At 71.6% G+C, this 23,160-nt stretch carries 20 protein-coding genes; 5 read left to right on the top strand and 15 right to left on the bottom strand.

All coding sequences use genetic code 11. From position 1 onward, the window contains the following. Window positions 1-145 precede the first annotated feature (145 nt). Window positions 146-2,545: a DNA helicase PcrA gene (gene pcrA / locus ACPPVO_RS56750; protein ID WP_426508032.1), complete on the top strand. Its 2,400-nt coding sequence runs from the start codon at window positions 146-148 to the stop codon at window positions 2,543-2,545. A 668-nt stretch (window positions 2,546-3,213) separates the two neighbouring features. Here pcrA and ACPPVO_RS56745 read toward each other — a convergent pair. Next, window positions 3,214-4,074 carry a bifunctional methylenetetrahydrofolate dehydrogenase/methenyltetrahydrofolate cyclohydrolase gene (locus ACPPVO_RS56745; protein WP_360374519.1) on the bottom strand — a complete coding sequence of 287 codons (861 nt, stop codon included), beginning with the start codon at window positions 4,072-4,074 and terminating at the stop codon, window positions 3,214-3,216. Between the two features lie 31 nt (window positions 4,075-4,105). Between ACPPVO_RS56745 and ACPPVO_RS56740 the strand changes: the two genes are divergently transcribed. After that, complete coding sequence (locus ACPPVO_RS56740) at window positions 4,106-5,014, top strand: hypothetical protein (protein WP_426508030.1); 909 nt, start codon at window positions 4,106-4,108, stop codon at window positions 5,012-5,014. A gap of 21 nt (window positions 5,015-5,035) precedes the next feature. Here the strand turns inward: ACPPVO_RS56740 and purH are convergent, their stop codons facing one another. Both purH and purN read right to left on the bottom strand, forming a co-directional pair. Further along, window positions 5,036-6,568: a bifunctional phosphoribosylaminoimidazolecarboxamide formyltransferase/IMP cyclohydrolase gene (gene purH, locus ACPPVO_RS56735; RefSeq protein ID WP_426508028.1), complete on the bottom strand. Its 1,533-nt coding sequence runs from the start codon at window positions 6,566-6,568 to the stop codon at window positions 5,036-5,038. Further along, a complete protein-coding gene (gene purN / locus ACPPVO_RS56730; RefSeq protein ID WP_426508027.1) occupies window positions 6,561-7,172 on the bottom strand; it encodes a phosphoribosylglycinamide formyltransferase in 612 nt (203 codons plus the stop codon). The genes purH and purN overlap by 8 nt, the downstream gene beginning before the upstream one ends. 222 nt (window positions 7,173-7,394) lie before the next feature. On the opposite strand from purN, the gene ACPPVO_RS56725 reads away from it, so the two are divergent. Continuing rightward, window positions 7,395-8,021, top strand: coding sequence for a DUF4190 domain-containing protein (locus tag ACPPVO_RS56725; protein WP_426508025.1), 627 nt, complete (start codon window positions 7,395-7,397; stop codon window positions 8,019-8,021). 61 nt (window positions 8,022-8,082) lie between these two features. Here ACPPVO_RS56725 and ACPPVO_RS56720 read toward each other — a convergent pair whose 3' ends face one another. The 4 genes from ACPPVO_RS56720 to ACPPVO_RS56705 all read right to left on the bottom strand — a co-directional run bounded on the left by ACPPVO_RS56720 (window position 8,083) and on the right by ACPPVO_RS56705 (window position 12,327). After that, window positions 8,083-9,387: a DUF6350 family protein gene (locus tag ACPPVO_RS56720; RefSeq protein WP_426508023.1), complete on the bottom strand. Its 1,305-nt coding sequence runs from the start codon at window positions 9,385-9,387 to the stop codon at window positions 8,083-8,085. 61 nt (window positions 9,388-9,448) lie between these two features. Next, window positions 9,449-10,336: a succinate--CoA ligase subunit alpha gene (gene sucD, locus ACPPVO_RS56715; RefSeq protein WP_426508022.1), complete on the bottom strand. Its 888-nt coding sequence runs from the start codon at window positions 10,334-10,336 to the stop codon at window positions 9,449-9,451. Window positions 10,337-10,341: 5 nt separating this feature from the next. Next, window positions 10,342-11,517 carry an ADP-forming succinate--CoA ligase subunit beta gene (gene sucC / locus ACPPVO_RS56710; protein ID WP_360374505.1) on the bottom strand — a complete coding sequence of 392 codons (1,176 nt, stop codon included), beginning with the start codon at window positions 11,515-11,517 and terminating at the stop codon, window positions 10,342-10,344. A gap of 411 nt (window positions 11,518-11,928) precedes the next feature. Next, complete coding sequence (locus tag ACPPVO_RS56705) at window positions 11,929-12,327, bottom strand: cobalamin B12-binding domain-containing protein (protein ID WP_360374503.1); 399 nt, start codon at window positions 12,325-12,327, stop codon at window positions 11,929-11,931. 417 nt (window positions 12,328-12,744) lie between these two features. Here ACPPVO_RS56705 and ACPPVO_RS56700 point away from each other — a divergent pair, with 417 nt between their 5' ends. Further along, window positions 12,745-13,545 carry a M23 family metallopeptidase gene (locus ACPPVO_RS56700; RefSeq protein ID WP_426508019.1) on the top strand — a complete coding sequence of 267 codons (801 nt, stop codon included), beginning with the start codon at window positions 12,745-12,747 and terminating at the stop codon, window positions 13,543-13,545. 575 nt (window positions 13,546-14,120) lie between these two features. Here the strand turns inward: ACPPVO_RS56700 and ACPPVO_RS56695 are convergent. Further along, the gene (locus tag ACPPVO_RS56695) at window positions 14,121-15,686 is read right to left on the bottom strand and encodes a hypothetical protein (protein WP_426508017.1); all 1,566 of its coding nucleotides are present in this window, start codon (window positions 15,684-15,686) and stop codon (window positions 14,121-14,123) included. Window positions 15,687-15,718: 32 nt separating this feature from the next. Then, window positions 15,719-16,327 (bottom strand): CGNR zinc finger domain-containing protein, encoded by a 609-nt coding sequence (locus tag ACPPVO_RS56690; RefSeq protein ID WP_426508015.1) that lies wholly within the window; start codon window positions 16,325-16,327, stop codon window positions 15,719-15,721. Between the two features lie 39 nt (window positions 16,328-16,366). On the opposite strand from ACPPVO_RS56690, the gene ACPPVO_RS56685 reads away from it, so the two are divergent. Continuing rightward, window positions 16,367-16,780: a hypothetical protein gene (locus tag ACPPVO_RS56685; protein WP_426508013.1), complete on the top strand. Its 414-nt coding sequence runs from the start codon at window positions 16,367-16,369 to the stop codon at window positions 16,778-16,780. A 963-nt stretch (window positions 16,781-17,743) separates the two neighbouring features. Here the strand turns inward: ACPPVO_RS56685 and ACPPVO_RS56680 are convergent. The 6 genes from ACPPVO_RS56680 to ACPPVO_RS56655 all read right to left on the bottom strand — a co-directional run bounded on the left by ACPPVO_RS56680 (window position 17,744) and on the right by ACPPVO_RS56655 (window position 23,086). Beyond that, on the bottom strand, window positions 17,744-18,961 hold the full coding sequence (locus ACPPVO_RS56680; RefSeq protein WP_426508012.1) for an NADP-dependent isocitrate dehydrogenase: 1,218 nt from the start codon (window positions 18,959-18,961) through the stop codon (window positions 17,744-17,746). A 235-nt stretch (window positions 18,962-19,196) separates the two neighbouring features. Beyond that, on the bottom strand, window positions 19,197-20,405 hold the full coding sequence (locus tag ACPPVO_RS56675; protein ID WP_426508011.1) for a hypothetical protein: 1,209 nt from the start codon (window positions 20,403-20,405) through the stop codon (window positions 19,197-19,199). Beyond that, window positions 20,402-21,157, bottom strand: a complete 756-nt coding sequence (locus ACPPVO_RS56670; protein ID WP_426508009.1) for an alpha/beta fold hydrolase — start codon at window positions 21,155-21,157, stop codon at window positions 20,402-20,404. The genes ACPPVO_RS56675 and ACPPVO_RS56670 overlap by 4 nt, the downstream gene beginning before the upstream one ends. Before the next feature lie 11 nt (window positions 21,158-21,168). Then, window positions 21,169-22,167 (bottom strand): glycosyltransferase, encoded by a 999-nt coding sequence (locus ACPPVO_RS56665; protein ID WP_426508007.1) that lies wholly within the window; start codon window positions 22,165-22,167, stop codon window positions 21,169-21,171. Next, complete coding sequence (locus tag ACPPVO_RS56660; protein ID WP_426508006.1) at window positions 22,164-22,790, bottom strand: sulfotransferase; 627 nt, start codon at window positions 22,788-22,790, stop codon at window positions 22,164-22,166. The genes ACPPVO_RS56665 and ACPPVO_RS56660 overlap by 4 nt, the downstream gene beginning before the upstream one ends. Next, on the bottom strand, window positions 22,787-23,086 hold the full coding sequence (locus ACPPVO_RS56655; RefSeq protein ID WP_426508005.1) for a hypothetical protein: 300 nt from the start codon (window positions 23,084-23,086) through the stop codon (window positions 22,787-22,789). The genes ACPPVO_RS56660 and ACPPVO_RS56655 overlap by 4 nt, the downstream gene beginning before the upstream one ends. Between the last annotated feature and the right edge of the window lie 74 nt (window positions 23,087-23,160).

Below are 23,160 nucleotides of genomic sequence, written 5' to 3'. Positions count from 1 at the left end.
TCACGTAGCCGAGTATGGCACGCCGCCGAGGCCGCCGGAAAGTTGTTCCGCAACTTGGGACACGTCGGTTTTCGGTCAGGCGTACGACCCGCCCGGCCCGGGACGACGGAAACTGTCGGGGGGTCGGCGTAGAGTCGCCCGTGCGATGCATGCCCTCTTCGAAGTACCTCAGTCGCGCCAGCCGCAGCCCGAGGCCCCGGCGGCGCAGTCCAGGCCACCCAAGCGCGAGCTGCTGGACGGGCTCAACGGTCCCCAGCGCGACGCGGTGACGCACGAGGGGCAGCCCCTGCTCATCGTGGCCGGCGCCGGGTCCGGCAAGACCAAGGTGCTCACGAGCCGCATCGCCTACCTGCTCGGCGAGCGCCACGTGCACCCCGGCGAGATCATCGCGATCACGTTCACCAACAAGGCCGCCGGCGAGATGAAGGAGCGCGTCGCCAAGCTGGTCGGCAACCGCGCCCGGCTGATGTGGGTGTCCACGTTCCACTCCGCCTGCGTGCGGATCCTGCGCGCCGAGCACGACCACGCCGGGCTGAAGTCGACGTTCTCGATCTACGACGCCGACGACTCGCGCCGGCTCATGCAGCTCGTCGCGCGCGAGCTCGACCTCGACCCGAAGCGCTACCCGGCCCGCGGCCTGGCCACCCAGGTGTCGAACCTCAAGAACGAGCTGATCGACCCCGAGACGTTCGCCGGCACCGCCAAGGGCCCGGCCGAGCGGTCGCTGGCCGAGGCCTACACGCTCTACCAGCAGCGGCTCACCGAGGCGCACGCGCTCGACTTCGACGACCTCATCATGCGCGTGGTCCACCTGCTGCAGAGCCACCCGGAGGTCGCCGAGAGCTACCGCCGGCGCTTCCGCCACGTGCTCGTCGACGAGTACCAGGACACCAACCACGCGCAGTACATGCTGGTGAAGGAGCTGGTCGGGGAGACCGGCGAGCTCTGCGTGGTGGGCGATGCCGACCAGTCGATCTACGCCTTCCGCGGCGCGACGATCCGCAACATCCTGGAGTTCGAGCGCGACTTCCCCAACGCGCACACGATCCTGCTGGAGCAGAACTACCGCTCCACCCAGACCATCCTGTCCGCGGCCAACTCGGTGATCGGGCGCAACACCGAGCGCAAGCCCAAGCGGCTGTGGAGCGACCAGGGCGCCGGCGAGCAGATCGTCGGCTACGTCGCCGACACCGAGCACGCCGAGGCCGACTGGGTCGCCCGCGAGATCGACCGGCTCTCCGACACGCAGGGCGTGCGCCCCGCCGACGTGGCCGTGTTCTACCGCACCAACGCGCAGTCCCGCGTCTTCGAGGAGATGTTCATCCGCTTCGGCCTGCCCTACAAGGTCGTCGGCGGCGTGCGTTTCTACGAGCGCAAGGAGGTCCGCGACGCGCTGGCCTACCTGCGTGCCGTGGCCAACGAGGACGACACGGTGAGCGTCCGCCGGGTGCTCAACACCCCGCGCCGCGGCATCGGCGAGCGCGCCGAGGCCTGCATCGAGGCCCTCGCGAGCCGCGACCGGATCTCGTTCGGCGCCGCGCTGCGCCGCGCCGCCGAGGCCCCCGGCATCTCCAGCCGCGCGGTCAACGCGATCGGCGACTTCGTGGCTCTGCTCGACGAGCTGCGCACGATGGCCGAGACGGCGATGCCCGAGGAGGTGCTGGAGGCCGCCCTGGAGCGCTCCGGCTACCTCGGCGAGATCGAGGAGAGCACCGACCCGCAGGAGGCGGGCCGCGTGGAGAACCTCCAGGAGCTCGTCAGCGTCGCCCGCGAGTACACCGAGCGCGCCGAGGCCACCATCGCCGTCGCCGCCGAGCAGGGCGACGCGACGGCCGCCCCGCCCCCGAGCGTCGCCGGCTTCCTCGAGCAGGTCTCGCTCGTCGCCGACGCCGACCAGATCCCGAGCGACGACCCCGACCACACCGGCGTCGTCACGCTCATGACCCTGCACACCGCGAAGGGCCTCGAGTTCCCGGTCGTCTTCCTCACCGGCCTGGAGGACAGCGTCTTCCCGCACCAGCGCGCGATGAGCGACCGCAAGGAGCTGGAGGAGGAGCGCCGCCTGGCCTACGTGGGCATCACCCGCGCCCGCCAGCGCCTCTACATCTCCCGGGCCGTGACCCGCTCGGCGTGGGGCCAGCCGTCCTACAACCCGCCGTCGCGCTTCCTGGAGGAGCTGCCGCCGGAGCTGGTCCGCTGGGAGCGCACGGACGCGGCGTACACGAGCTGGTCCGGCCGCGCGGGCGTCGGCGGCCGCTCCTCGGGCGCGACCCAGTCCCGCACGTCGTCGTTCGTCGGCGGCACCCCGAAGGCCGCCCAGCTGGCCGCGAAGCTGGGCCTGGACGGCTCGAAGCTGTCGACGGCGAGCGAGCTGCAGCGCGACATCCCGTCCCTCGCCGTGGGCGACCGGGTCAACCACCAGCGCTACGGCCTCGGCCGCGTACTGGCGGTCGAGGGCGCCGGCCCGCGTGCGCAGGCCCAGATCGACTTCGGCGACCAGGTGATGTGGATCGTCCTGCGCCACGCCGCGGTGGAGAAGATCTAAGGAACGCCGAGCCCGATATGTCGGGCGCTGCGCGCCGCGACATATCGCATTTATACCCTGTCGGGAGATAAATCCGGCTACTGCGGGCGGGGCCGCGGACAGTCGCGGGCGCGGCCGCAGGCAGTCGGGGCCGCGAGCGGCCGCGGGCGCGGGCTGGGCAATAGGCAGTCGCGAGCAGTCGGGGCCGCGAGCGGCCGCGGGCGCGGGCTGGGCAATAGGCAGTCGCGAGCAGTCGGGGCCGCGAGCGGCCGCGGGCGCGGGCTGGGCAATAGGCAGTCGCGGGCAGGGCCGCGAGCAGCCTCGGCCGCAGGCGGCCGGGGCCGCGGGCAGTCGTGGGCGCGAGCGGCCGCGGGCAGGCGCGGCCGCAGACAGGGCCGCGAGCAGGCAGGGGCCGTGGCAGCCGCAGCCGCGGGCAGGCCCGCCGGCAGTCGCAGACGGACCCGCGGACAGTCGGGGCCGCGGGCAGTCCGGCCGCAGCCGGGGCTGCGGGCAGGCGCGGCCGCAGACAGGGCCGCGAGCAGGCAGGGGCCATGGGCAGTCGGGGCCGGGGGCAGCCGCGGGCGCAGGCGGGCCCGCCGGCAGCCGGGACCGCGGACACCCGCAGTCGGGGCCGCAGCCGGAGGCCGCGACCACCCGGGTCCGCAGGCAGTCGCAGTCGCGCCGGGGCGTTACCGGCGTTCGGCCAGGTCCACGACGTTGGCCAGGAGCATGGCCCGCGTCATCGGCCCGACTCCGCCCGGCATCGGGGCCAGGAACCCGGCCACCTCGGCCACGCCGGGCGCCACGTCGCCCACCAGGCGCGCCTTGCCCGCCTCGTCCACGACCCGGGTCACGCCCACGTCCAGCACCGCCGCCCCCGGCTTGACCATGTCCGGGGTCAGCAGCCCGGCCGAGCCCGCCGCGACGATCACGATGTCCGCGTTGCGCGTGTGTGCGGCGAGGTCGCGGGTCCCCGTGTGGCACAGGGTCACTGTCGCGTTCTCGGTCTTGCGCGTGAAGATGAGCCCGAGCGGCCGGCCCGCCGTCGTCCCGCGGCCGATCGCGGTCACCTCGGCGCCGTTGATCGGCACGTCGTACCGGCGCAGCAGTTGCACGATGCCGTTCGGCGTGCACGGCAGCGGGGCCGGGATGTTCAGGACGAGCCGGCCCAGGTTTGTCGGGTGCAGCCCGTCGGCGTCCTTGTCCGGGTCGATCAGCTGCAGGAGGCGCTGCTCGTCGAGGCCCGCGGGGAGGGGCAGCTGCACGATGTACCCCGTGCACGCCGGATCCTCGTTCAGCTCCCGCACCGCGGTCTCCACCTCGGCCTGGGTCGCGGTCGCCGGCAGGTCGCGGCGGATCGAGGCGATGCCGACCTCGGCGCAGTCGCGGTGCTTGCCCGCCACGTACGCGTGCGAGCCCGGATCGTCGCCGACCAGCACGGTGCCCAGGCCGGGCGTGATGCCCCGGGCCGCCAGGGCCTTCACGCGCACGCGGAGCTCGTCCTTTATGGCGGACGCGGTCGCCTTACCGTCGAGAATCGTTGCCGTCACGGAAACCGATCCTGCCATTAGAGTGCAGGGCGTGCTGCTCCGGCGCGGCGTTGTCGCCCTCCTCATCCTGTTCGCCCTGACGGCGTGCGGCGACGAGGCCACCCCGCAGCCGCAGCCGGCGGCCGCGGCGAGCCAGGGGCGCCAGGCCGGCGACGGGTCGGCGGGGCTGCAGGGCCAGAGCGCCCCGCCCGCGTCCGGCGCCGCGCAGGGCAAGGCCGCGCAGGCGCTCGCGTTCGTGCAGAAGCAGCCGGGCACTTTCGGGATCATCGTGCGGGACCGGCAGACCGGGCAGGTCTGGCGGGCCGGGGACACCCGGGCCACGACCTGGACCGCGTCGACCATCAAGCTGGCGATCGCCGCCGACCTGCTCGAGCGGCAGCAGGCCAAGGCGATCACGCTCGCCGCGGCCGACAAGGCGAACCTGGACAAGGCCCTGATCAACTCCGACAACGACGCCGCCACGGCGTTGTGGAACAAGTTCGACGGGCCGGACATGCTCGATCGGTTCAAGGCGACGTACGGCATGGGCGATCTGGCGGTCATCGACGGGTACGACACCTTCTGGCGCAATTTGCGGTGCAGCGCCGAGGACCTCCAGAACCTGATGACCTACGTGCTGGAGAAGCTCGACGCGACCAGCCGGTCGTATCTGGTGACGACGCTGCGCAAGGTGGCGGGCAACCAGCACTGGGGCGTCTGGGCGGCCGGCTCGGCGCTCAAGCCCGGCAACAAGGACGGCTGGGCCGAGAAGCCGGTCGACGGCAAGAACGTCTGGGTGACCCACACCGTCGGGTTCGCCGGCGACGGGGAGCGTTACGTCGTGGCCGCCATGTACGAGCAGAAGCCCGGCGGCACCCTGGAGAAGGGCGCCCATGCGGTCAGCGACGCGGTCGCGACCTACTTCGGGGCCAAGGTGCCCGCCCCGGTCACGCTGCCGTAACCGGGGCGGTTACACAAAAGCTCAGTGGAAGAAGTGCCGCGTGCCGGTGAAGTACATCGTCACCCCGGCGGCGGAGGCGGCCGCGATGACCTGCTCGTCGCGGATCGAGCCGCCGGGCTGCACGATCGCCTTCACGCCCGCCGCGATCAGGGCCTCCGGGCCGTCCGGGAACGGGAAGAACGCGTCGGAGGCGCAGACCGAGCCGGTGACCCGCTCGCCGGCCCGGCTGATCGCCAGGCGCACCGAGTCGACCCGGTTGACCTGCCCCATGCCGACCCCGACGGTCGCGCCGCCGGCGGCCAGCAGGATGGCGTTGGACTTCACGGACCGCACGGCCCGCCAGGCGAAGGCCAGGTCCGCGAGGGTCTCCTCGTCGGCGGCGGTGCCGGTGACGAGGGTCCAGTTCTTCGTGTAGTCGCCGTCGGCGTCGATGCGGTCCGCCGCCTGTACGAGTACGCCGCCGGAGATCTGGCGCTGCTCGGCCGGGGCCGGCTTCCAGGCCGGGGCCCGCAGCACGCGCAGGTTCTTCTTGGCGGTCAGCAGCTCGGCCGCGCCGTCCTCGTACGCCGGCGCCACCACGACCTCGGTGAAGATCTCGCTGATCTGCTTGGCCAGGTCGACGGAGACCGGGGCGTTGACGGCGATCACGCCGCCGTAGGCGCTGACCGGGTCGCACGCGTGGGCCTTGCGGTGCGCGTCGGCGACGTCCGTGCCGATCGCGATGCCGCACGGGTTGGCGTGCTTGATGATCGCGACGCAGGGCTCGGTGAAGTCGTGCGCGGCGCGCCAGGCGGCGTCGGCGTCGACGTAGTTGTTGTAGGACATCTCCTTGCCGCCCAGCTGCTCGGCCTGGGCCAGGCCCGGGGCGGCGGCGGGGTCGGTGTAGAGCGCGGCGGCCTGGTGCGGGTTCTCGCCGTAGCGCAGGGTCGCCGAGTGGCGCAGGGCCGTGCCCGCGAAGCGCTGGTCGTCGCGGGCGAACCAGGCGGCGACGGCGACGTCGTACTCGGCGATGTGCGCGAAGGCCTGCCCGGCCAGCGCCCGGCGCTCGTCCAGCGTGAAGCCGCCGTCGGCGACTGCCTGGAGTACCGAATCATAGGAAGCGGGCGACGTGACCACCGCGACGCTGGGGAAGTTCTTGGCCGCGGCCCGCACCATGGCCGGCCCGCCGATGTCGATCTGCTCGACGCACTCGTCGTCGGAAGCGCCGGAGGCGACCGTGTCGGTGAACGGGTAGAGGTTGGAGACCAGCAGCTCGAACGGCTCGATCCCGAGCTCGCCGAGCTGGGCGGCGTGGGCCTCCAGGCGCAGGTCGGCCAGCAGCCCGGCGTGGACCTTGGGGTGCAGGGTCTTGACCCGCCCGTCCAGCGCCTCCGGGAAGCCGGTCAGCTGCTCGACCCGGGTGACCGGCAGGCCGAGGGCCTCGATGCGGCCCGCGGTCGAGCCGGTGGAGACGAGCTCGACACCGGCGCCGGCGAGGGCGCGCGCGAGCTCCTCGAGACCGGTCTTGTCGTACACGCTGATGAGCGCGCGCCTGATGGGACGGCGGTTAGCCACGGCCCAGCCTGACCTTTCGTTCGTTGACGGTCCAGCCGTCGCGCACCATCCGCCCGACCGTGTCGACCAGCTGGCGGCGCTCGGCCGCTTTGATCCGCTCCAGGAGCGTGTCCTCGGTGTCGTCGTCGAGGACGGGCACCGCGACCTGCGCGATGATCGCCCCGGTGTCGACGCCGCTGTCGACGAAGTGCAGCGTGGCCCCGGCGAGCTTCACGCCGTAGGCGAGCGCGTCGCGCGGGCCGTGGATGCCGGGGAACGCCGGGAGCAGTGCATTGTGGGTGTTGATATAGCGGCCCTGGTACTCGCTCAGGAACCGCGGTCCGACGAGCTTCATGAATCCGGCCGAGACGACCAGGTCGGGCTTGAACCGGGAGCACTCGGCCAGCAGCGCGGCGTCCCATTCGTCCCGAGTAGGGAAGTTCCCGACCTGCGCGACGAACGTGGGCACGCCGTTACGCTCCGCACGCGCCAGGCCCTCGATCGCGGGGCGGTCGGCGCCGACCGCGACGACCTCGGCGCCGTAGGCCGGATCGGCGGCCGCATCGAGCAGGGCCTGCAGATTTGACCCGGAACCGGACACGAGCACGACAAGCCGAACTGTCACCACGAAACTCTATCGGCCGGGTCGCCCCTGCTCAGCGCCGGGTCCGCCGGCATTTGCGGATGAATTCCGACAAAGTACCCGCGCGTTACCGACACTCAACCATTTACCACTGCGCAGAGTTGATCGGGGCAAGTAGGCTGCCGTGGTTCCGTATCCCCTCGGGACTACCCTGGTGCGAACCACCACGCAGCCGACAGTCCCCAGCCTTAGGAGCCAGAAGTCATGGGCTACCCACCACCGGGCCAGGATCCGTACGGGCAGCAGCCCAACCAGGATCCCTACGGCCAGCCGCAGCAGCCGCAGCAGCCGCAGTACGGCCAGCCCCAGTACGGCCAGCCCCAGCAGCAGCCGGGCTACCAGGACCCGTACGCGCAGCCGCAGCAGCCCGCGTACCAGGACCCCTACGCCCAGCCGCAGCAGCCCGCGTACCAGGACCCGTACGCGCAGCAGCCCCCGGTCTCCGGCACGCCGTACCCGACCTCGGGCGGGGCGTACCCGACCAGCGGCGGCGCCTACCCGACCAGCGGCGGGGCGTACCCGGCCGCCGGCTACCAGGCGCCCTACGGCCAGCCCGGCGGGCAGCCGTCGAACACCCTCGGCCTCGTCGGCATGATCCTGGGCATCGCGGCCATCCCGCTGCTGTGCTGCTTCTCGATCGGTCTGCCCCTGGGCATCGCCGCGGTGATCGTCAGCTACCTCGGCATGAACAAGGTCAAGCAGGGCCTGGCGAACAACCGGGGCCAGGCGCTCGCCGGTCTCATCTGTGGTGGCGTGGCCGTCGGCCTCTGGGTGATCCTGCTCATCCTGTCGCTGACCCTGAACCTCAGCACGGGGTACAGCTACCCGTAAATCGATAGCTGCTTGAAAGGGCGTGCGGGATTTATCCGCGCGCCCTTTTTACTCGCCTCTTTTACTCGCGCGCTCTTTTTGCCCGCAGTGCCAGCTTGGTCGCTGCCGTTGCCAGCAGCGCCCCGATCGCGACCATGAACATGGCGACGAAGCCGACCGCGCCCGCGTGCGGCCCGATGTCGGCCAGGCCGTCGGCGCCCATCGAGCCGCTCGCCGCGGCGCTCGCCAGCGCGAGCAGCAGGCCGGCGACGGGCCCGGCCAGGACCGCCGAGCCGAGCAGCGCGAACCAGGAGCGGTCCGGATCGAGGCGCAGCGACCGGCGCGCCAGCAGCCAGCCCGCGACGAGGGCCGCGAGCAGGGGCAGGCCGAGCAGCAGCGGCGCGTAACCGGTCGCGGGGGTTGAAGGCAGACCAGCCAGCAGCGGTACCGCGGGCAGAGACCCCACCGTCACGTGCGCCGCGCTGATGAAGGTCTCCGAGCCGATGGTGAACCCGGGCCCGACGAGGTAGCTGGCGGTCCACGCGGTCACGTCCGGGGCGAAGAACCCGCAGACGACCACGAGGCCGATCTGCCCGGCGATGCCGGTGTGGTAGTCGTCGATGATCTGGCTCGCGTCGCCGCCGCTGAACGCGACCGCCATGCCGGTGGTCGCCGCGCCCGCGCCCAGGATGAGCAGCGCGGCGACGGCCCCGGTGCGGGTCGCGTCGCGCAGCACGCGCGGCGTGCGCACGGCCAGCCGGGCGATGCCGCGGGCCTCGGCGAACGCCCCGAGGGAGCCCGCGACCAGGCCGAAGCCGCCGAAGGTGAACGCGGCGCGGACGATGGGGACGCTGATGCCCTTGTGGCCGGCGATCGTCGCGGCGAGGGCGCCCAGCCCGGCGTACACCACCATGATCCCGGCCCCGGCGCGCGCGGCCGGCCACGGGGACCACGGTATGCGCTTGTGGTGGGCGCGGGCGCCGATCGCGCGGGCCGTGTGCACGCCCGCGCGGTAGACCCGCCACGCGGCGATGGCGGTGAGCCCGAGCGGGGCGAGGCTGACCGGGCCGATGCCGGTCTGCAGCGGTACCCAGTGCGCCAGGACCCAGCCGGCGAGCCCGAGGCGCAGCACCTGCCCGAGCGGGGCGCCGGAGCTGTCCATCGCGAAGAGGAGCCAGACCACGAGCAGGGTCGGCACCAGGGAGACCAGGGCGGCCCAGAACGAGTTGACGACCGCGGCGAGGGCGAGCGGGGCACGGCGAGCCGGGCGCTTGGCGGGGTCCTTGCCTCGCACCGAGCGCCGCTGGATCGGCAGCCGGACGGTCTCGCGGTCGGCGAGCCGGGTCGGCGCCCCCTCTTCCGGGTCTTCAGGGGTGGTGGTCGGCATCGCCTTGTACTTTGCCAAAGTCCGGACGGCCGGTCACTAACCCCGGCCGTCCGAACTGCGTTTAAAGGGCGGTGACGATGTCCCGCATGAGGTTGGCGGTCTCGGTCGGGGTCTTGCCGACCGCGACGCCGGCCGCCTCGAGCGCGAGCTTCTTGGCGTCGGCGGTGCCCGCCGAACCGGAGATGATCGCACCCGCGTGGCCCATGGTCTTGCCGGGCGGGGCGGTGAAGCCCGCGATGTAGCCGACCACCGGCTTGCGCACGTTGGCCTTGATGAAATCGGCGGCCCGCTCCTCGGCGTCGCCGCCGATCTCGCCGATCATGACGATCGCCGCGGTCTCCGGGTCGGCCTCGAACGCGGCGAGCGCGTCGATGTGCGTGGTGCCGATGACGGGGTCGCCGCCGATGCCGATGCACGTCGAGAAGCCGATGTCGCGCAGCTCGTACATCATCTGGTAGGTCAGCGTGCCCGACTTGCTCACCAGGCCGATCCTGCCCGGGCCAGTGATGTCGGCCGGGATGATGCCGGCGTTGGACTTGCCGGGGCTGGCGATGCCCGGGCAGTTCGGGCCGATGATCCGCGTCTTGTTCCCGGTCGCCTGGGCGTGCGCCCAGAACGAGGCCGTGTCGTGGACCGGCACGCCCTCGGTGATGACCACCGCGAGCGGGATCTGCGCGTCGATCGCCTCGAGCGTGGCCGACTTCGTGCCGGCCGGCGGGACGAAGATGACGCTGGTGTCGGCGCCGGTCTGCTCCATCGCCTCGCGGACGCTGGCGAACACCGGCAGCTTGGTGCCGTCGAAGTCGACCTGCTGGCCCGCCTTGCGCGGGTTCACGCCGCCGACCACGTCGGTGCCCGCGGCGAGCATGCGCCGGGTGTGCTTGGAGCCCTCGGCGCCGGTCATGCCCTGCACGATGACCTTGCTGGACTCGGTCAGCCATACCGCCATGGTCGTTACACCCCACTCGCTGCGAGCTCGGCGGCCCGGCGGGCCGCGCCGTCCATCGTGTCCACCCGCTCGATCAGCGGGTTGGCGGCCTCGTCGAGGATACGGCGGCCCTCTTCGGCGTTGTTGCCGTCGAGGCGCACCACGAGCGGCTTGGCGACGGCCTCGCCGCGGTCCTTGAGCAGCTGCAGCGCCTGCACGATGCCGTTGGCAACAGCGTCGCAGGCGGTGATGCCGCCGAAGACGTTGACGAAGACGCTCTTCACGTCGGGGTCGCCCAGCACGATCTCCAGGCCGTTGGCCATGACCTGGGCACTGGCGCCGCCGCCGATGTCGAGGAAGTTGGCCGGCTTGCTGCCGAGGCCCTCGCCCGCGTACGCCACGACGTCCAGGGTCGACATGACCAGGCCCGCGCCGTTGCCGATGATGCCGACGTTGCCGTCGAGCTTCACGTAGTTGAGGTTCTTCTCCTTGGCCGCCTGCTCCAGCGGGTCGGCCGCGGCCTTGTCCTCGAGCTCTTCGTGGTCCGGGTGGCGGAAGTCCGCGTTGGCGTCGAGCGTGACCTTCGCATCGAGGCACAGCACGGTGCCGTCGGTGGTCTTGGCCAGCGGGTTGACCTCGACGAGGGTGGCGTCCTCGGCGACAAACGCGTCCCACAGCTTGACCGCGATCGCCACGACCTGGTCGGCGACGTCGGCCGGGAACTGTGCCTGCTGGACGATCTGCCGCGCGGTCGCCTCGTCGACGCCCTTCACCGCGTCGATGGCGACCTTGGCGACCTTGTCCGGCGCGTCGTGCGCGACGGTCTCGATCTCCATGCCCCCGGCGACGCTGGCGATGCACAGAAACGTGCGGTTCGCGCGGTCGAGCAGGTAGGAGAAGTAGTACTCCTCGGCGATGTCGGCCGTGGTGGTGACCATCACCTTGTGGACCGTGTGGCCCTTGATGTCCATGCCGAGGATGTTTGTCGCGTGCGTGGTCGCCTCGTCGGCGCCCTCCGCGAGCTTGACGCCACCGGCCTTGCCGCGGCCGCCGACCTTCACCTGGGCTTTGATGACGACCCGGCCGCCGAGTTGTTCGGCGATCGCCCGGGCCTCGTCAGGGGTCTCGGCGACACCGCCGCCCAGCACGGGCAGCCCGTGCTTGGCGAAGAGGGCGCGCCCCTGGTACTCGTACAGGTCCACAGTTGGTCCCGTTCCGTCAACCGTGCCGCCTGCCCCATCGCGAGGACGGCTCAACGATCGCAGCCTAGTCACGGGTGAGCGGCCGGGCGCGGCGCGGGTTCCCCGATGTGCCCCATTCCACTTTCAGTTCCGGGATTTTGCTTTCGCTTCCGGGGACACGGGTTTCACTCCCGGGGACACGGGTTTCACTTCCGGGGGACACGGGCGAGACCCGCGTAACCCCCTCGGCGCATCGTCGTTGAGAGCAGTGTCGGCCCGCCCACGGGAAAACCTGCGGGCGAGGCCGGCACCAGAACGGCCGATGCCCTGTCGGTCGAGGGGTGGCGGCGGGGCATCGTGCGATAGAGGGGCCGGACGTGTGAGGGGTGCGTCCGGCCCCTCCCCCTTTGCCTTTTCGGCTTTGACGCCGGCCTATTCGGCGTTCAGCGTCTTCTGAGCCCATTCCACGATGGACTGCGTGGTCGCGCCCGGCGTGAAGATGGCCGCCACACCCAGCCGCTGCAGCTCGGGCAGGTCCTCGTCCGGGATGATCCCGCCGCCGAACACGGTGACGTCGGGGGCGCCCCGCTCGGCCAGCAGCTCGATCACCCGCTTGAACAGCGTCATGTGCGCGCCCGAGAGCACCGACAGCCCCACGGCGTCGGCGTCCTCCTGGATCGCGGTCTCCACGATCTGCTCGGGCGTCTGGTGCAGCCCGGTGTAGATGACCTCCATGCCGGCGTCGCGCAGCGCACGAGCAACGATCTTGACGCCTCGATCATGTCCGTCGAGGCCAGGCTTGGCGATGACGACGCGGGTCCGCGCGCTCATCCTCACGGTCCTTCCCGGCCGTTCGTGGCGGCCACTGGGTTGGGGTCCCGCACCGTCGCGGGGCCTCAGCCGAAGGTACCGCAGCCTTTTCCGCGATGCTTTTCGAGTGGCCTTTTCCGCAGGGCGGGGTGTCGCAACGACCACAGGACATCGGGTTACGCACAACCAACCCGACGGGCATAATCACGCATCTCCCTCGGCGCGGCGCGCACCACAACTTGTGCGGACGATTCCGGCATGACTACGGTGACGTTCGGTTCAGACCATTTTTGATTCATATTCACGATTTCCTGCCGCTTTATGTTCCGGACGGTTCGCGACTCGGAGGTTCCTGCGTTGCCCACAGCAACCTCGCGCGCCAACTACCGGGGCCGCCGCCGGAGGAGCCTCGAAAGCCCGCGCAGCCGGTACCTGGCCGTGCTCACCACCGCGCTTGTCGCCTCGGGGGTCGTGGCCCTCGGTACCGCGACCGCCCTGGGCGAGCCGCACACCGGCGACCTGACCATGCGGTCGACGAGCAACTACGACGACATCACCACCCGGTCGGGCGACCGCGCGAGCCGCGGCGACGTGCACAGCACCGTGACGACGGCCAACCAGCCGGCCCCCGACGTGTGGATCCTGCCGCTGCGCAAGTACACGCTGACCTCGTTCTACGGGGAGCGCTGGGGCCGCCTGCACCCGGGCGCGGCCCAGGGCGCGGCCCAGGGCACCCCCTTCGTGGCCGTAGCCGCGGGCAAGGTCATCCTGTGCCGCTGGAACGCCGGCTACGGCTACAACGTGATGATCGACCACGGCGACGGCATCGTGACCGTGTACGGCCACGCCTCCAAGCTCCTGTGCAAGGAGGGCGAGCAGGTCCGGGCGGGGGATCAGCTAGCCCTGGTGGGCAACACGGGCCACTCGTTCGGTTCACACCTGCACTTCGAGGTACGCCAGAACGACAGAGCCCCTGTCTTTCATGCGCAAACACGGCGTGGACATCCAGAAACACACGGAAGCGATCTGTTCGTAAATAGCTTTCGCGCTTTCCCTGCACGGCGGTGCCCATTGGTCCGGATCATGCGCGCGACGTCGCCCATTGCGGCCGACCCGGTACACATCATGCGTTTCGGCAGCCGGCTTGAGAGCGCAACTCTCGAGCCTGAATACGGTTGCCAGCCCCGCAGTTCCCGCTCGCCGGCCCGACGCCGCTTTCGGGTTCACGGCGGCCGGTGATTCCCGTCCGCGCCCGTGCCGCGTCCCCGGGCGCCCGCGGCCCGTCCCCTGTCCAGCGCCGACGGGCACTGCTCCTGGCCTCACACGACCGGCACTTCCGCTCGGCGCGGACGGCGCCACTCCTGGCCCGATCCTCCGTCCGGTGCCGCCGGGTGCCGCTCTCGGCTTCATGCGGCCCGGTCTTCCGTTCGGCGTGGACGGGCGCCGCTCCAGGCCTCGCACGGCCCGATCTTCCGTCCAGCGCCGCCGGGTGCCGCTCCTGGCTTCATGCGGCGCGGTCCTCTGTCCAGCGCGAACGGATGCCGCTTCCGGTCTCATGCGGTCAGGTCCTCTGCCCAGCGCGGGCCGGCGCCGCTCCTGGCTTCATGCGCCGCGGTCCTCTGTCCAGCGCGAACGGATGCCGCTTCCGATCTTATGCGGTCCGGTCCTCTGCCCAACGTGGGCCGGCGCCGCTCCCGGTCTCATGCGGCGCGGTCCTCTGTCCAGCGCGAACGGATGCCGCTCCCGGTCTCATGCGGCCCGGTCCTCTGCCCAGCGTGGGCCGGCGCCGCGTCCGGCCTTCTGCGGCGCCGTGGTCAGATTGCGCTCAAGTACAGCTGCGTGGCTTTCTCCTCTCGGGTTGCGACCACCGCGTGGCCGTTCGCTGCCTCGATCGTGGCCTCCGGGCAGCGCGTGTTGCAGGCGATCGCGCGCTCCTCGGTCGTCGAGCCGTCGTTCGTCGAGGCGGTGAGGAGGCGGAGGGCCCCCGCCGTGTTGCGCCACAGGAGGTACGCGCGGCCGTCCGCCGTCGTGGCCGCCACCGGCTGGTAGCCGCCCAGGCCGGCCAGGCCGACGTTCCACTGCACCTTGCCCGTCGCGGCCTCGACGGAGGCGAGGTGGGCCTGGGCCGAGCCCGGGTCGGCGTAGACGATGCTCGCGCCCACCGACAGCGGCAGCGTGCCGGGTGCGTCGTGGCGCGGGCCGACCGAGCCGTTGGCCGCGTCCATGTACGTCGCCCGCTGCGGAGCCGCGCCCGTCAGCGTGACGAACCCGGCGCCGACGGGCAGGACCCGCAGCTCGGCGGTACCACGCTGGATCGCGTGCCACGACCAGCGCTCGGCCCCGGTCGCGGTGTCGAGCCCGACGGCGACGTCGTCGACGCCCTGGGCCCGGCAGCGCAGCCCCACCGCGACGGTCTGCGGCGAGCCGGCCAGGTCGGTCACGTCGCACGGCGCCCCGCCGCGGGCCGGGGTCCACCGCCAGCGCTGGGTGCCGTCGTGGGCGTCGATGCCGAGCAGGTCACCGGCGCCGGTCCCGGCCCCGGACAGCACCGCCGTGCGGCCGGCGGCGTGCACGGTCGCCATCTTCCCGGACTGGTACCGCTTGGAGAACCGCTCCGCCCCGCTCGCCGCGTCGAGGGCGGTGACGAGCACCCCGTCGTCGGTGCCGAACACGACCACGACCGCGCCGTCGACCAGCCCCGCGGTCTGGCTGGGTAAGTCGGAGCGCAGGTACTGCCAGGCCGTGCTGCCGCTGCTGAGCCAGACCGCCCGGATGCCGTCGCTCGCGCGGACGACCGCCAGGTCCTTGTGCACGCCCACGAGCTGGGTCCCGGCGAACGCCAGCGGCCAAATCTGCGTCTGCGAGGCCGAGGGAGCCGCGCCGGCGGTGGTCGAGTCGACGAACCTTCCCTCGCGCGCCCAGGAGATGGCGTATCCGGCGGCTACAGCGAGTACAACTGCGAAAATCCCGACGGGAGTCCATCGTCGCCAGTTCGCGCCGGGCAGGCGGCCCACGCCGGTGACGACCAGCGTCGCCCAGCCGAGGACCAGCGCCGCGGTGCCCACGACGGTGACGGGGCCGCCGAGGCCGATGCCCGCGCTCGGCTCGACCAGGCGGGCGAGCGCCACCGCGATCACGGTCGCCGCCGCGGCCGCGACTCCGGCCACCACCGAGATCAGGCGGGAGCGGCGGGGCTCCGTTCGCCCGTACACGACGCAGAGCCCGCTCAGGAGCGGCCCCAGGAAGGCGATGCCGGCGATGGTGACCAGGTCAGGATGCCGGCCGCCGGCCATCGTCCACGGCAGCGCCAGGCCGGCGACGGTGGCTACCACGCCGAGCCCGATTACTACGACGCCTGCTGCGCGAGCGATGAGGTTCACGGAGACAGGATGACGGGTGGGTACGACAGTTTCTATTCGGGCTGGTCGCGGCGCTTCTGGCGGTAGGCGGCCGACTTGGCACGGTTCTGGCAGGCGAGCGAGCAGAAGCGGCGGGACGCGTTCTTCGTCGAGTCGAGGTAGTACGCGTCGCAGGTGTCGGCCGAGCATTGGCCGAGCCGATGGGTCTGGCGCGTACCGATGAGAAAGGCCAGCGCGGTCGCGGACTCGGCCGCCCAGGCGTCCACGATCGGCGCGTCCGCCCCGTGGAAGGCCAGATGCGGCACCCCTCCGGGAGTGGCATGCAGATTTGGTACCGCTCCGAACTCCGCCAGCACCGTGTTCAGCGCGAACGCGGCGGTCAGCAGGTCGCCGGCGATGCACGTGTCGATCGCGATGTGCAGGCGTCGCGCCGCCGAGCCCAGATCGTCGACGTCGGCCGATGACACCTCGAAGTCCTTGGTCAGCGGGTTGGCCGCCAGGTGCGCGAACGCGTCGGCGAGCCCGGTGTCGGCCGGCACCTGCCGACCCTGCCGTACCTCGATCGCGAGGTCGTTGACGATCGCCAGACACAGATCGACCCAGGTCGCAACGTAACTGTCTATCGCCGCTTGACCAGTGATGCCTCCTCCGACTATCGTCACTGCCATAGCTTAACAAGGCAGTGACGGGGGAGGCCCGAAATGCAGTTCGAGTTCACCGACGCCGGCCGCATCCTGGCCGGGATCGCCCTGCTCTCAATCGTGACCATCGAGTTCGGTGGATACTTCCTCACTAAGATCGTGCGCGGCTCGGTGCCGATGACGCCCTTCCAGCAGGCCTTCGCGCGGGCCGGGCATGCGCACGCCGGGGTTCTCGTCACGCTGGGGCTGGTCGGTGTCCTCTACGCGGACCTCGCCCGCCTCGACGGCGTCATCGGATGGCTCGGGCGGGTCGGGATCCTGGCCGCGGCGATTCTGATGCCGGGCGGGTTCTTCGCCTCGTCGGCCGGGAAGGGGCGGACGACGCCGAACGGGGCGATCGTCATGGTGTGGCTGGGGGCGGTCTGCCTGGCGGCTGGGGCGTTGAGCCTGGGGATCGGGGTTCTGACCTCCTGAGGACGAGGGCGGTCGGAGGCGGCGACGGGCCGGACCGGCGGTGAGGTCACGCGGGTGGGCCGCGGTCGGCGACGAGCCAGTCGGCGGTGAGGTCGGCGGCGGGGTTGTTCATCGAGCACGGTGGACGGGTTGTCGCTGCCCGTGGTTGTGGTTGTCGGGCTTGGCGCCGTCGGCGTGACAAGCGGGCCCTTGGGGTTGGGGTTCGGCGAGCGCTGTCGGTGGGTGTCGCTGCTCGTGGTTGTGGTCGTCGGGCCTTGGCGCCCTGGTTGTGGGGCATGCGCGCCCTTAGGGGGTTGGGTCATGGGTGCCCGGCGGGCCGGGTAGAGCGCTTCCCGCGGGCGCCTGATCGTCGAGAGCGCCGGCGCGACCCACCGTGCCGTCACCAGCGGGCCGGGTAGAGCGCTTCCCGCGGGCGCCTGATCATCGAGACCACCGGCGCGACCCATCGCGCCGTCACCAGCGGGCCGGGCTAGAGCGCTGCCCGGGGGCCGAGTTCGAGCGCGCCCTGCGGGTTCGGGTTCACCTCGGGGGCGCGGGGGTTCGGCGTGCCCTTGTGGGTGGAGGTTCAGCACGCGCCCAACGGGCCGAGTTCCAGCGCTCCCCATGGGGCGGGCTCACGCGCACCCTGCTGGGTTTGGGGTTCAGCGCGCCCTTGCGGGTGCGAGTTCGAGCGCGCCTGCAGGTGAAGTTCAAGCGCGTCCCGCAGTTTCGGTTCAGCTTGCCCATCGGGTTGGGGTTCGGCCGGGTCCTGCGTTCGGGTTCGACTCGGGCGTCGGACGAGGGGCCCAACGTCCGATTTCGCAGAGCGGTGTGATGTCGGCTCGTCAGGGCGTTGGCTTTCCATTGAAGCGCTTACCGGCCTGGTGTGGATCGAGCCTGTTTTCGGCTCGGGCGGATGCCTCCCTGAAAAGGGGCCGGCCCCGCTGCCCTTTCGGGGCGGCGGGGCCGGTGTTGGGCTTTGCGTCAGGCGCTCAGGCGCTTCGCGAGGTTCTGGTCCAGGGCGTTCATGAACTCGTCCGTGGTCAGCCAGGGGGCGTCACGCGAGATCAGGAGGGCCAGGTCCTTCGTCATCTGGCCGCCCTCGACGGTGTCGACGCAGACCTGCTCCAGGGTGTTGGCGAAGTTCGTGACCTCGGGGGTGCCGTCGACCTTGCCGCGGTGGGCGAGGCCGCGCGTCCAGGCGAAGATGGACGCGATCGGGTTCGTCGAGGTCTTCTCGCCCTTCTGCCACTGGCGGTAGTGCCGGGTGACAGTGCCGTGCGCGGCCTCGGCCTCGACGGTCCTGCCGTCCGGGGTCATGAGGACGCTCGTCATGAGGCCCAGCGAGCCGAAGCCCTGCGCCACGGTGTCGGACTGCACGTCGCCGTCGTAGTTCTTGGCGGCCCACACGAAGCCGCCCTCCCACTTCAGGGCCGCGGCGACCATGTCGTCGATGAGGCGGTGCTCGTACGTGAGGCCGGCCTCGGCGAACGCGTCCTTGAACTCGGCCTCGAAGACCTCGGCGAAGAGGTCCTTGAAGCGGCCGTCGTACGCCTTGAGGATCGTGTTCTTCGTCGACAGGTACACCGGGTAGCCGCGGTCGAGGCCGTAGCGGAACGATGCGCGGGCGAAGTCGCGGATCGAGTCGTCGTAGTTGTACATGCCCATGGCGACGCCGCCGCCCGGGAAGTTGGCGATCTCGAACTCCATCGGGGCGCTGCCGTCGGCCGGGGTGTAGGTGATCGTGACCTTGCCCGGGCCGGGGACCACGAAGTCGGTCGCCTTGTACTGGTCGCCGTGGGCGTGGCGGCCGATGATGATCGGCTTGGTCCAGCCGGGGACCAGGCGCGGCACGTTGGACATGATGATCGGCTCGCGGAAGACCACGCCGCCGAGGATGTTGCGGATGGTGCCGTTCGGGGAGCGCCACATCTTCTTGAGCGAGAACTCCTCCACGCGCGCCTCGTCCGGCGTGATCGTGGCGCACTTGACGCCGACGCCGTACTGCTTGATGGCGTTCGCGGCGTCGACCGTGACCTGGTCGTCGGTCTGGTCGCGGTACTCGATCGAAAGGTCGTAGTACTTCAGATCGACGTCGAGGTACGGCAGGATCAGCTGCTCGCGGATCTGCTTCCAGATGATCCGGGTCATCTCGTCGCCGTCGAGCTCGACGACAGGGTTGTTTACCTTGATCTTCGCCATCGGCCGGGCGCTCCTCTCGCGCTGCCCTCCCGCCCGGGGAGGTTCTCCTCCGCCATGGGAGGGCTGATTCCTCGCTTAGCAGTACGAGCGTACTGCATGGGCGGCCCAACACCCGAGCCGACCCCTGAGCCCGCGAGCATACTCAAAAATCGTGAAATGTCCGATAAGTCGTGGCGCGGAGCGCCCGACTTATCGCATCGCGCGAAGCGCCGACTTACCGAGCCCGAGAGCGCCGCTACTCGGCCGACCAGGAGGGCCCGGCCGGAGTGTCCTGAATCGTCACGTTCGCCGAGGCCAGCACGTCGCGCAGCGAGTCGCTCAAGGCCCAGTCCCGCCCCGCCCGCGCCGCCGTGCGCAGGTCGACCAGGGCCGAGACCAGCGGCGTGAACCGATCCGGCCCGGCGAACGAGCCGAGCCGCACCAGCATGCCGCGCAGCGCCGCCCGGGCCTGCTCGCGCTCGTCCGAGACGTCGGTGTCCGCGATCCAGTCCTGCAGCGCCTGCTCCAGGTCGAGGGCCGCGGCGACGCAGCCGTCCGGGTCGCGGGCCTCCAGGCACGCGTCGAAGCGGGCCGTCGTCTCCTGGGTCGAGGCGGCCAGCGACGTGAGCGGCGGCGGATCGGCCGGGGCCGGGGTTGGGGCAAGATCGTTACCCGGAACCAAAACAGTGCCGGTGAAGACGGAGAAGGGCAGCGTCGTACCGGCCGGCCAGCGCTGCGAGTTGCCGCCGCGGCGCAGGGTCAGACCGCCGTTGCCCACGACGGTGACGGTGCGCGCGGCCAGGTCGAACAGCCCCGCGGTGTGCTCGTCGACGCCGATGATGAACGCCTCCGGCGGCAGCAGCGGCTCCAGCATCGCCAGGCGCCGCTCGCCGAGGTAGCAGTAGCGGGTGTCGTGGTGCCCGCCCTCGGCGTTGTCGTAGTGCGGGATGATCACCGCGGGCAGGCCGGTGACCTGGTGGAACAGGTCGAGCCCGGGCACCCAGTGGGGGTCGGTGCCGGCCTTGTAGATCTCGTACACCGGGATCGTGTGCGATCCGAGCGTGAGCGCCGCCGCGGAGGCGAAGCAGACGACGCCGTCGGATTCGAGCACCTCAACGAGTACCGATGGGAAAGGCGTTTCGGCCCATTGCCGGAGGGCGTAGGTCGGACTGCCCGGGCCCGCGAACAGCCAGCCGGCCTCCCGCAGGCCCGTCAGCGCGCGCTCGAGCGGCAGGCCCGGCGCGGGCGCGGTGCGCCAGGTGAGGACCGAGAGGCCGCGGCCGGTGCTGTCGGCGAAGTACTTCACCGCCTTGGCCGAGATGTCGTCGGCGTTCTCCTGGAAGCCGTACGGGGTGTCGAGCAGCACCGCCGGTCGGTCCCCGCAGCGCTGGAAGATCTCGCGGTGCGGCTTGACCATCGTCGGTGCGGTCTCGCCCGAGCCCATGATCACCAGGAGGCCCGTCATGCGAGGCTCAGCAGGTCGGCCGCGATCGACGCGGGGTGCTGGGCGTGCAGGTCGTGGTCGCCGCCCGGGTACGGCCGGACCTTCACGTCGCGCAGGCCGGCCAGGTCGGGCGTGTGCGAGCCGGCCGGGATCGCGAGTACGGGGACGTCGATGCGCGGGAAGTACGGCTGCGGCGGGTCGTCCCACATGCTGCGCACGATCTCCATGTGCTGCGGGATGGGCAGGCGGCGGGTCAGCGAGTCGTCGGGGTGCACGGCCAGGTTGAACACCGTCGCCTCGATCGCCCACGGCTCCCAGTCCGGGTGCGCGGACCGCAGCCGCTCGCGCAGCCGCGTCGCGGTCAGCCCGCTCACGTCCGGGGGCCGCAGCCGCGCCTGGCACGCCGCCCAGCTGGAGAACTGCGCCGCGAGGTTGATCCACCCGCCGTCGACGAGGGCCAGGGCGCGCACCCGTTCCGGATGACGAGCCGCCAGTTGTACCACCACGTTGCCGCCCCACGACTGCCCGGCCACGATCGCCGGCGGCAGGCCGAGCCGGTCGAGATCGTCGGCGGCGGTCGCGGTGTCGTACCCGTCCGGCGGGCTCGGCGACTCCCCGTGCGAGCGCAGGTCGGCCGCGTGCACGGGATGGCCCGCGGCCACCAGGTGCTCGGCCACCCCGTCCCACAGCCGGGCGTTCGAGGACAGCCCGTGGACCAGCAGGTACGGCACTCCAGCAAGACCGTCCCCGTGTACGCGAACGTGAAGCCGCATGGATACGCAGCCTAGATGCCGCGGCCCCTCCGGTGGAGGGCCCCGAGCACGCTTTCGACCTTCACGACGCCGGTGACCGCGGCGAGGGCGATCGCCGCGCGCGGCTCGCGCCAGTTCGAGCGCATCGCCGCCTTCGTCCAGCGCCACGCGTCGCGGCGGTTGCCGGTCGCCGCGCGCGGCTCGCGCCAGTTCGAGCGCATCGCCGCCTTCGTCCAGCGCCACGCGTCGCGGCGGTTGCCGGTCGCCGCGGACCAGCAGGCGAGCTGGCCGTACACGCGCCCGGCTCCGGTCGTGGACGCGGCGATCTCGGGATGGCGGGTCATCATCCAGCGCAGCGAGGCCATCTTGGTCCCGTACTCGTACGCGAACATCGACGTGCGCCCCCACAGCACGCGCACGAGCGGATCGTCGACGTGCACGATCTCGCCGCGCTTGGCCGCGCGCAGCAGCAGGTCCCAGTCCTCGTTCTGGCTCCCGGGCGCGTCCTCGGCGACCAGGCCCATCTCGTCGGCCGCGAACGCCGCCCGGCGCACCAGGAACGTCGACGAGTGCAGCATCGACATGCGCGAGCGCACGAGGTCGTCCAGCCCGACGAGCGAGGCCCCCGCCAGCCGCGGCGTGAGCCGGTCGCCGAACTCCACCTCGATCGCCGAGGTGCAGAACTCGGCCTGCGGTCGCTGCTGCAGCGCGTGTACCTGCCGGCGGAGCTTCGTCGGCAGCCACACGTCGTCGTCGCAGAACGCGACCAGGTCGGTGTCGAGCGCCACGATGCCCGTGTTGCGCGCGCCGGCCAGGCCGGGCTTGTGCAGGTTCGGCAGCACGTCGAGCGGGCGCTCGCCGCCGCGGCACAGGCTCGCGTCCGGGTCGTGCTGGTCGAAGATCACGATGGTGCGCACCGGGCCCGGGTAGTCCTGGGCGACGACCCCGGCCACCGCCCGGCGCAGCAGCTCCGGCCGGTCGCGGGTGGGGATGATGACGCCGACGCTCGGCCAGTGCCCGGACGCGATCATCGGGCCCCCCGGTACCCGTACGCGCCGAGCAGTGGCGCGGTCAGCGCGCTCACGACCCGCCGCTGCCGCCCGGGCAGCGAGGTGCGCCAGGCGTCGTCGCGGCGCAGGGGCACCGGCCCGACGGTGAAGCGCATCGGGTTGCCGGCGGCGCTGTGACACGCGCTGAGGTTGGCCGTGCCGTCGTCCAGGAACGGCAGGTCGCCCGGCTTGATGTCGATGAACCTGGACAGCTCGCGCAGGGTCTCGCCGGGCCGCTCCAGCAGTTCCTCGTACCGCACCCGCTGCACCGGTACCCCGCAGCGGTGCAGCGCCGAGAACGCCACGTTGTGCGCGTTCCACAGCAGGGCCGAGCGGCCGGGGGAGTACCGCGTCATCTCCTCCGCGTTGTCGGTCTCCGGGCGGGCGACCTTCTTGGTCCACGAGTAGGCCACGCCCCGGCTGTCGCGGACCATGTGCACGACGCGCAGGTCGATGCTCGGCGCGAACCGCAGGCAGTAGGCGAGCGCGGCGTGCTTGGAGGAGTCGACGAGCACGTCGGCGCCGGAGACGATCGCGGCGGCCTCGTAGAGGCGGGCGTACCAGTCGGCGTACTCCTCGACGAGCAGCCGGTGCGCCGGACTCATCCGGACGCTGGCCAGCCGCGGGATGTGCCGCGTGCGCTCGACGGCGTGACGCAGGGCAGGACCCGCCACACGTCGACGTGGCGCCAGCCGCCGAACGCCTTCTCGCCGACCGCCTGCCAGAAGCCGCACTCCGAGAAGTGATCGCCGCAGGCGCAGCGCTCGTCGCCGGCGATGTCGCGCTCCCAGAGGTGCACGACCTCCCCGAGCGGGACCACGCCGGGCAGTTCCCCCAGCAGGCGTTCGAGCAGCGTGGTGCCGCTGCGCCCGAGCCCTCCGAGGAACAGAACGCGTACCAAGCGTCCTCCTTGGTCGTTTTGATAGATATGCCAGTTTCGCTGGCATCTGGTAGGTCTAACGAGGAATTGCGGAC

Origin of the sequence: Dactylosporangium sp. McL0621 (assembly GCF_049995355.1) — a bacterium.
In the GTDB taxonomy this organism is placed as follows: Bacteria; Actinomycetota; Actinomycetes; order Mycobacteriales; family Micromonosporaceae; genus Dactylosporangium.
This window is presented reverse-complemented; position numbering and strand designations above follow the sequence as displayed.

Bases quoted from the DNA above. Each gene is read 5' to 3' on its own strand.
- ACPPVO_RS56720 (WP_426508023.1), bottom strand. From the start codon at position 9,387: ATGCCGACCACCACCCCTGAAGACCCGGAAGAGGGGGCGCCGACCCGG.
- ACPPVO_RS56665 (WP_426508007.1), bottom strand. From the start codon at position 22,167: ATGATCGCGTCCGGGCACTGGCCGAGCGTCGGCGTCATCATCCCCACC.
- ACPPVO_RS56675 (WP_426508011.1), bottom strand. From the start codon at position 20,405: ATGACGGGCCTCCTGGTGATCATGGGCTCGGGCGAGACCGCACCGACG.
- sucD (WP_426508022.1), bottom strand. From the start codon at position 10,336: ATGGCGGTATGGCTGACCGAGTCCAGCAAGGTCATCGTGCAGGGCATG.
- ACPPVO_RS56660 (WP_426508006.1), bottom strand. From the start codon at position 22,790: ATGAGTCCGGCGCACCGGCTGCTCGTCGAGGAGTACGCCGACTGGTAC.
- ACPPVO_RS56670 (WP_426508009.1), bottom strand. From the start codon at position 21,157: ATGCGGCTTCACGTTCGCGTACACGGGGACGGTCTTGCTGGAGTGCCG.
- ACPPVO_RS56680 (WP_426508012.1), bottom strand. From the start codon at position 18,961: ATGGCGAAGATCAAGGTAAACAACCCTGTCGTCGAGCTCGACGGCGAC.
- ACPPVO_RS56725 (WP_426508025.1), top strand. From the start codon at position 7,395: ATGGGCTACCCACCACCGGGCCAGGATCCGTACGGGCAGCAGCCCAAC.
- ACPPVO_RS56685 (WP_426508013.1), top strand. From the start codon at position 16,367: ATGCAGTTCGAGTTCACCGACGCCGGCCGCATCCTGGCCGGGATCGCC.
- ACPPVO_RS56705 (WP_360374503.1), bottom strand. From the start codon at position 12,327: ATGAGCGCGCGGACCCGCGTCGTCATCGCCAAGCCTGGCCTCGACGGA.
- pcrA (WP_426508032.1), top strand. From the start codon at position 146: ATGCATGCCCTCTTCGAAGTACCTCAGTCGCGCCAGCCGCAGCCCGAG.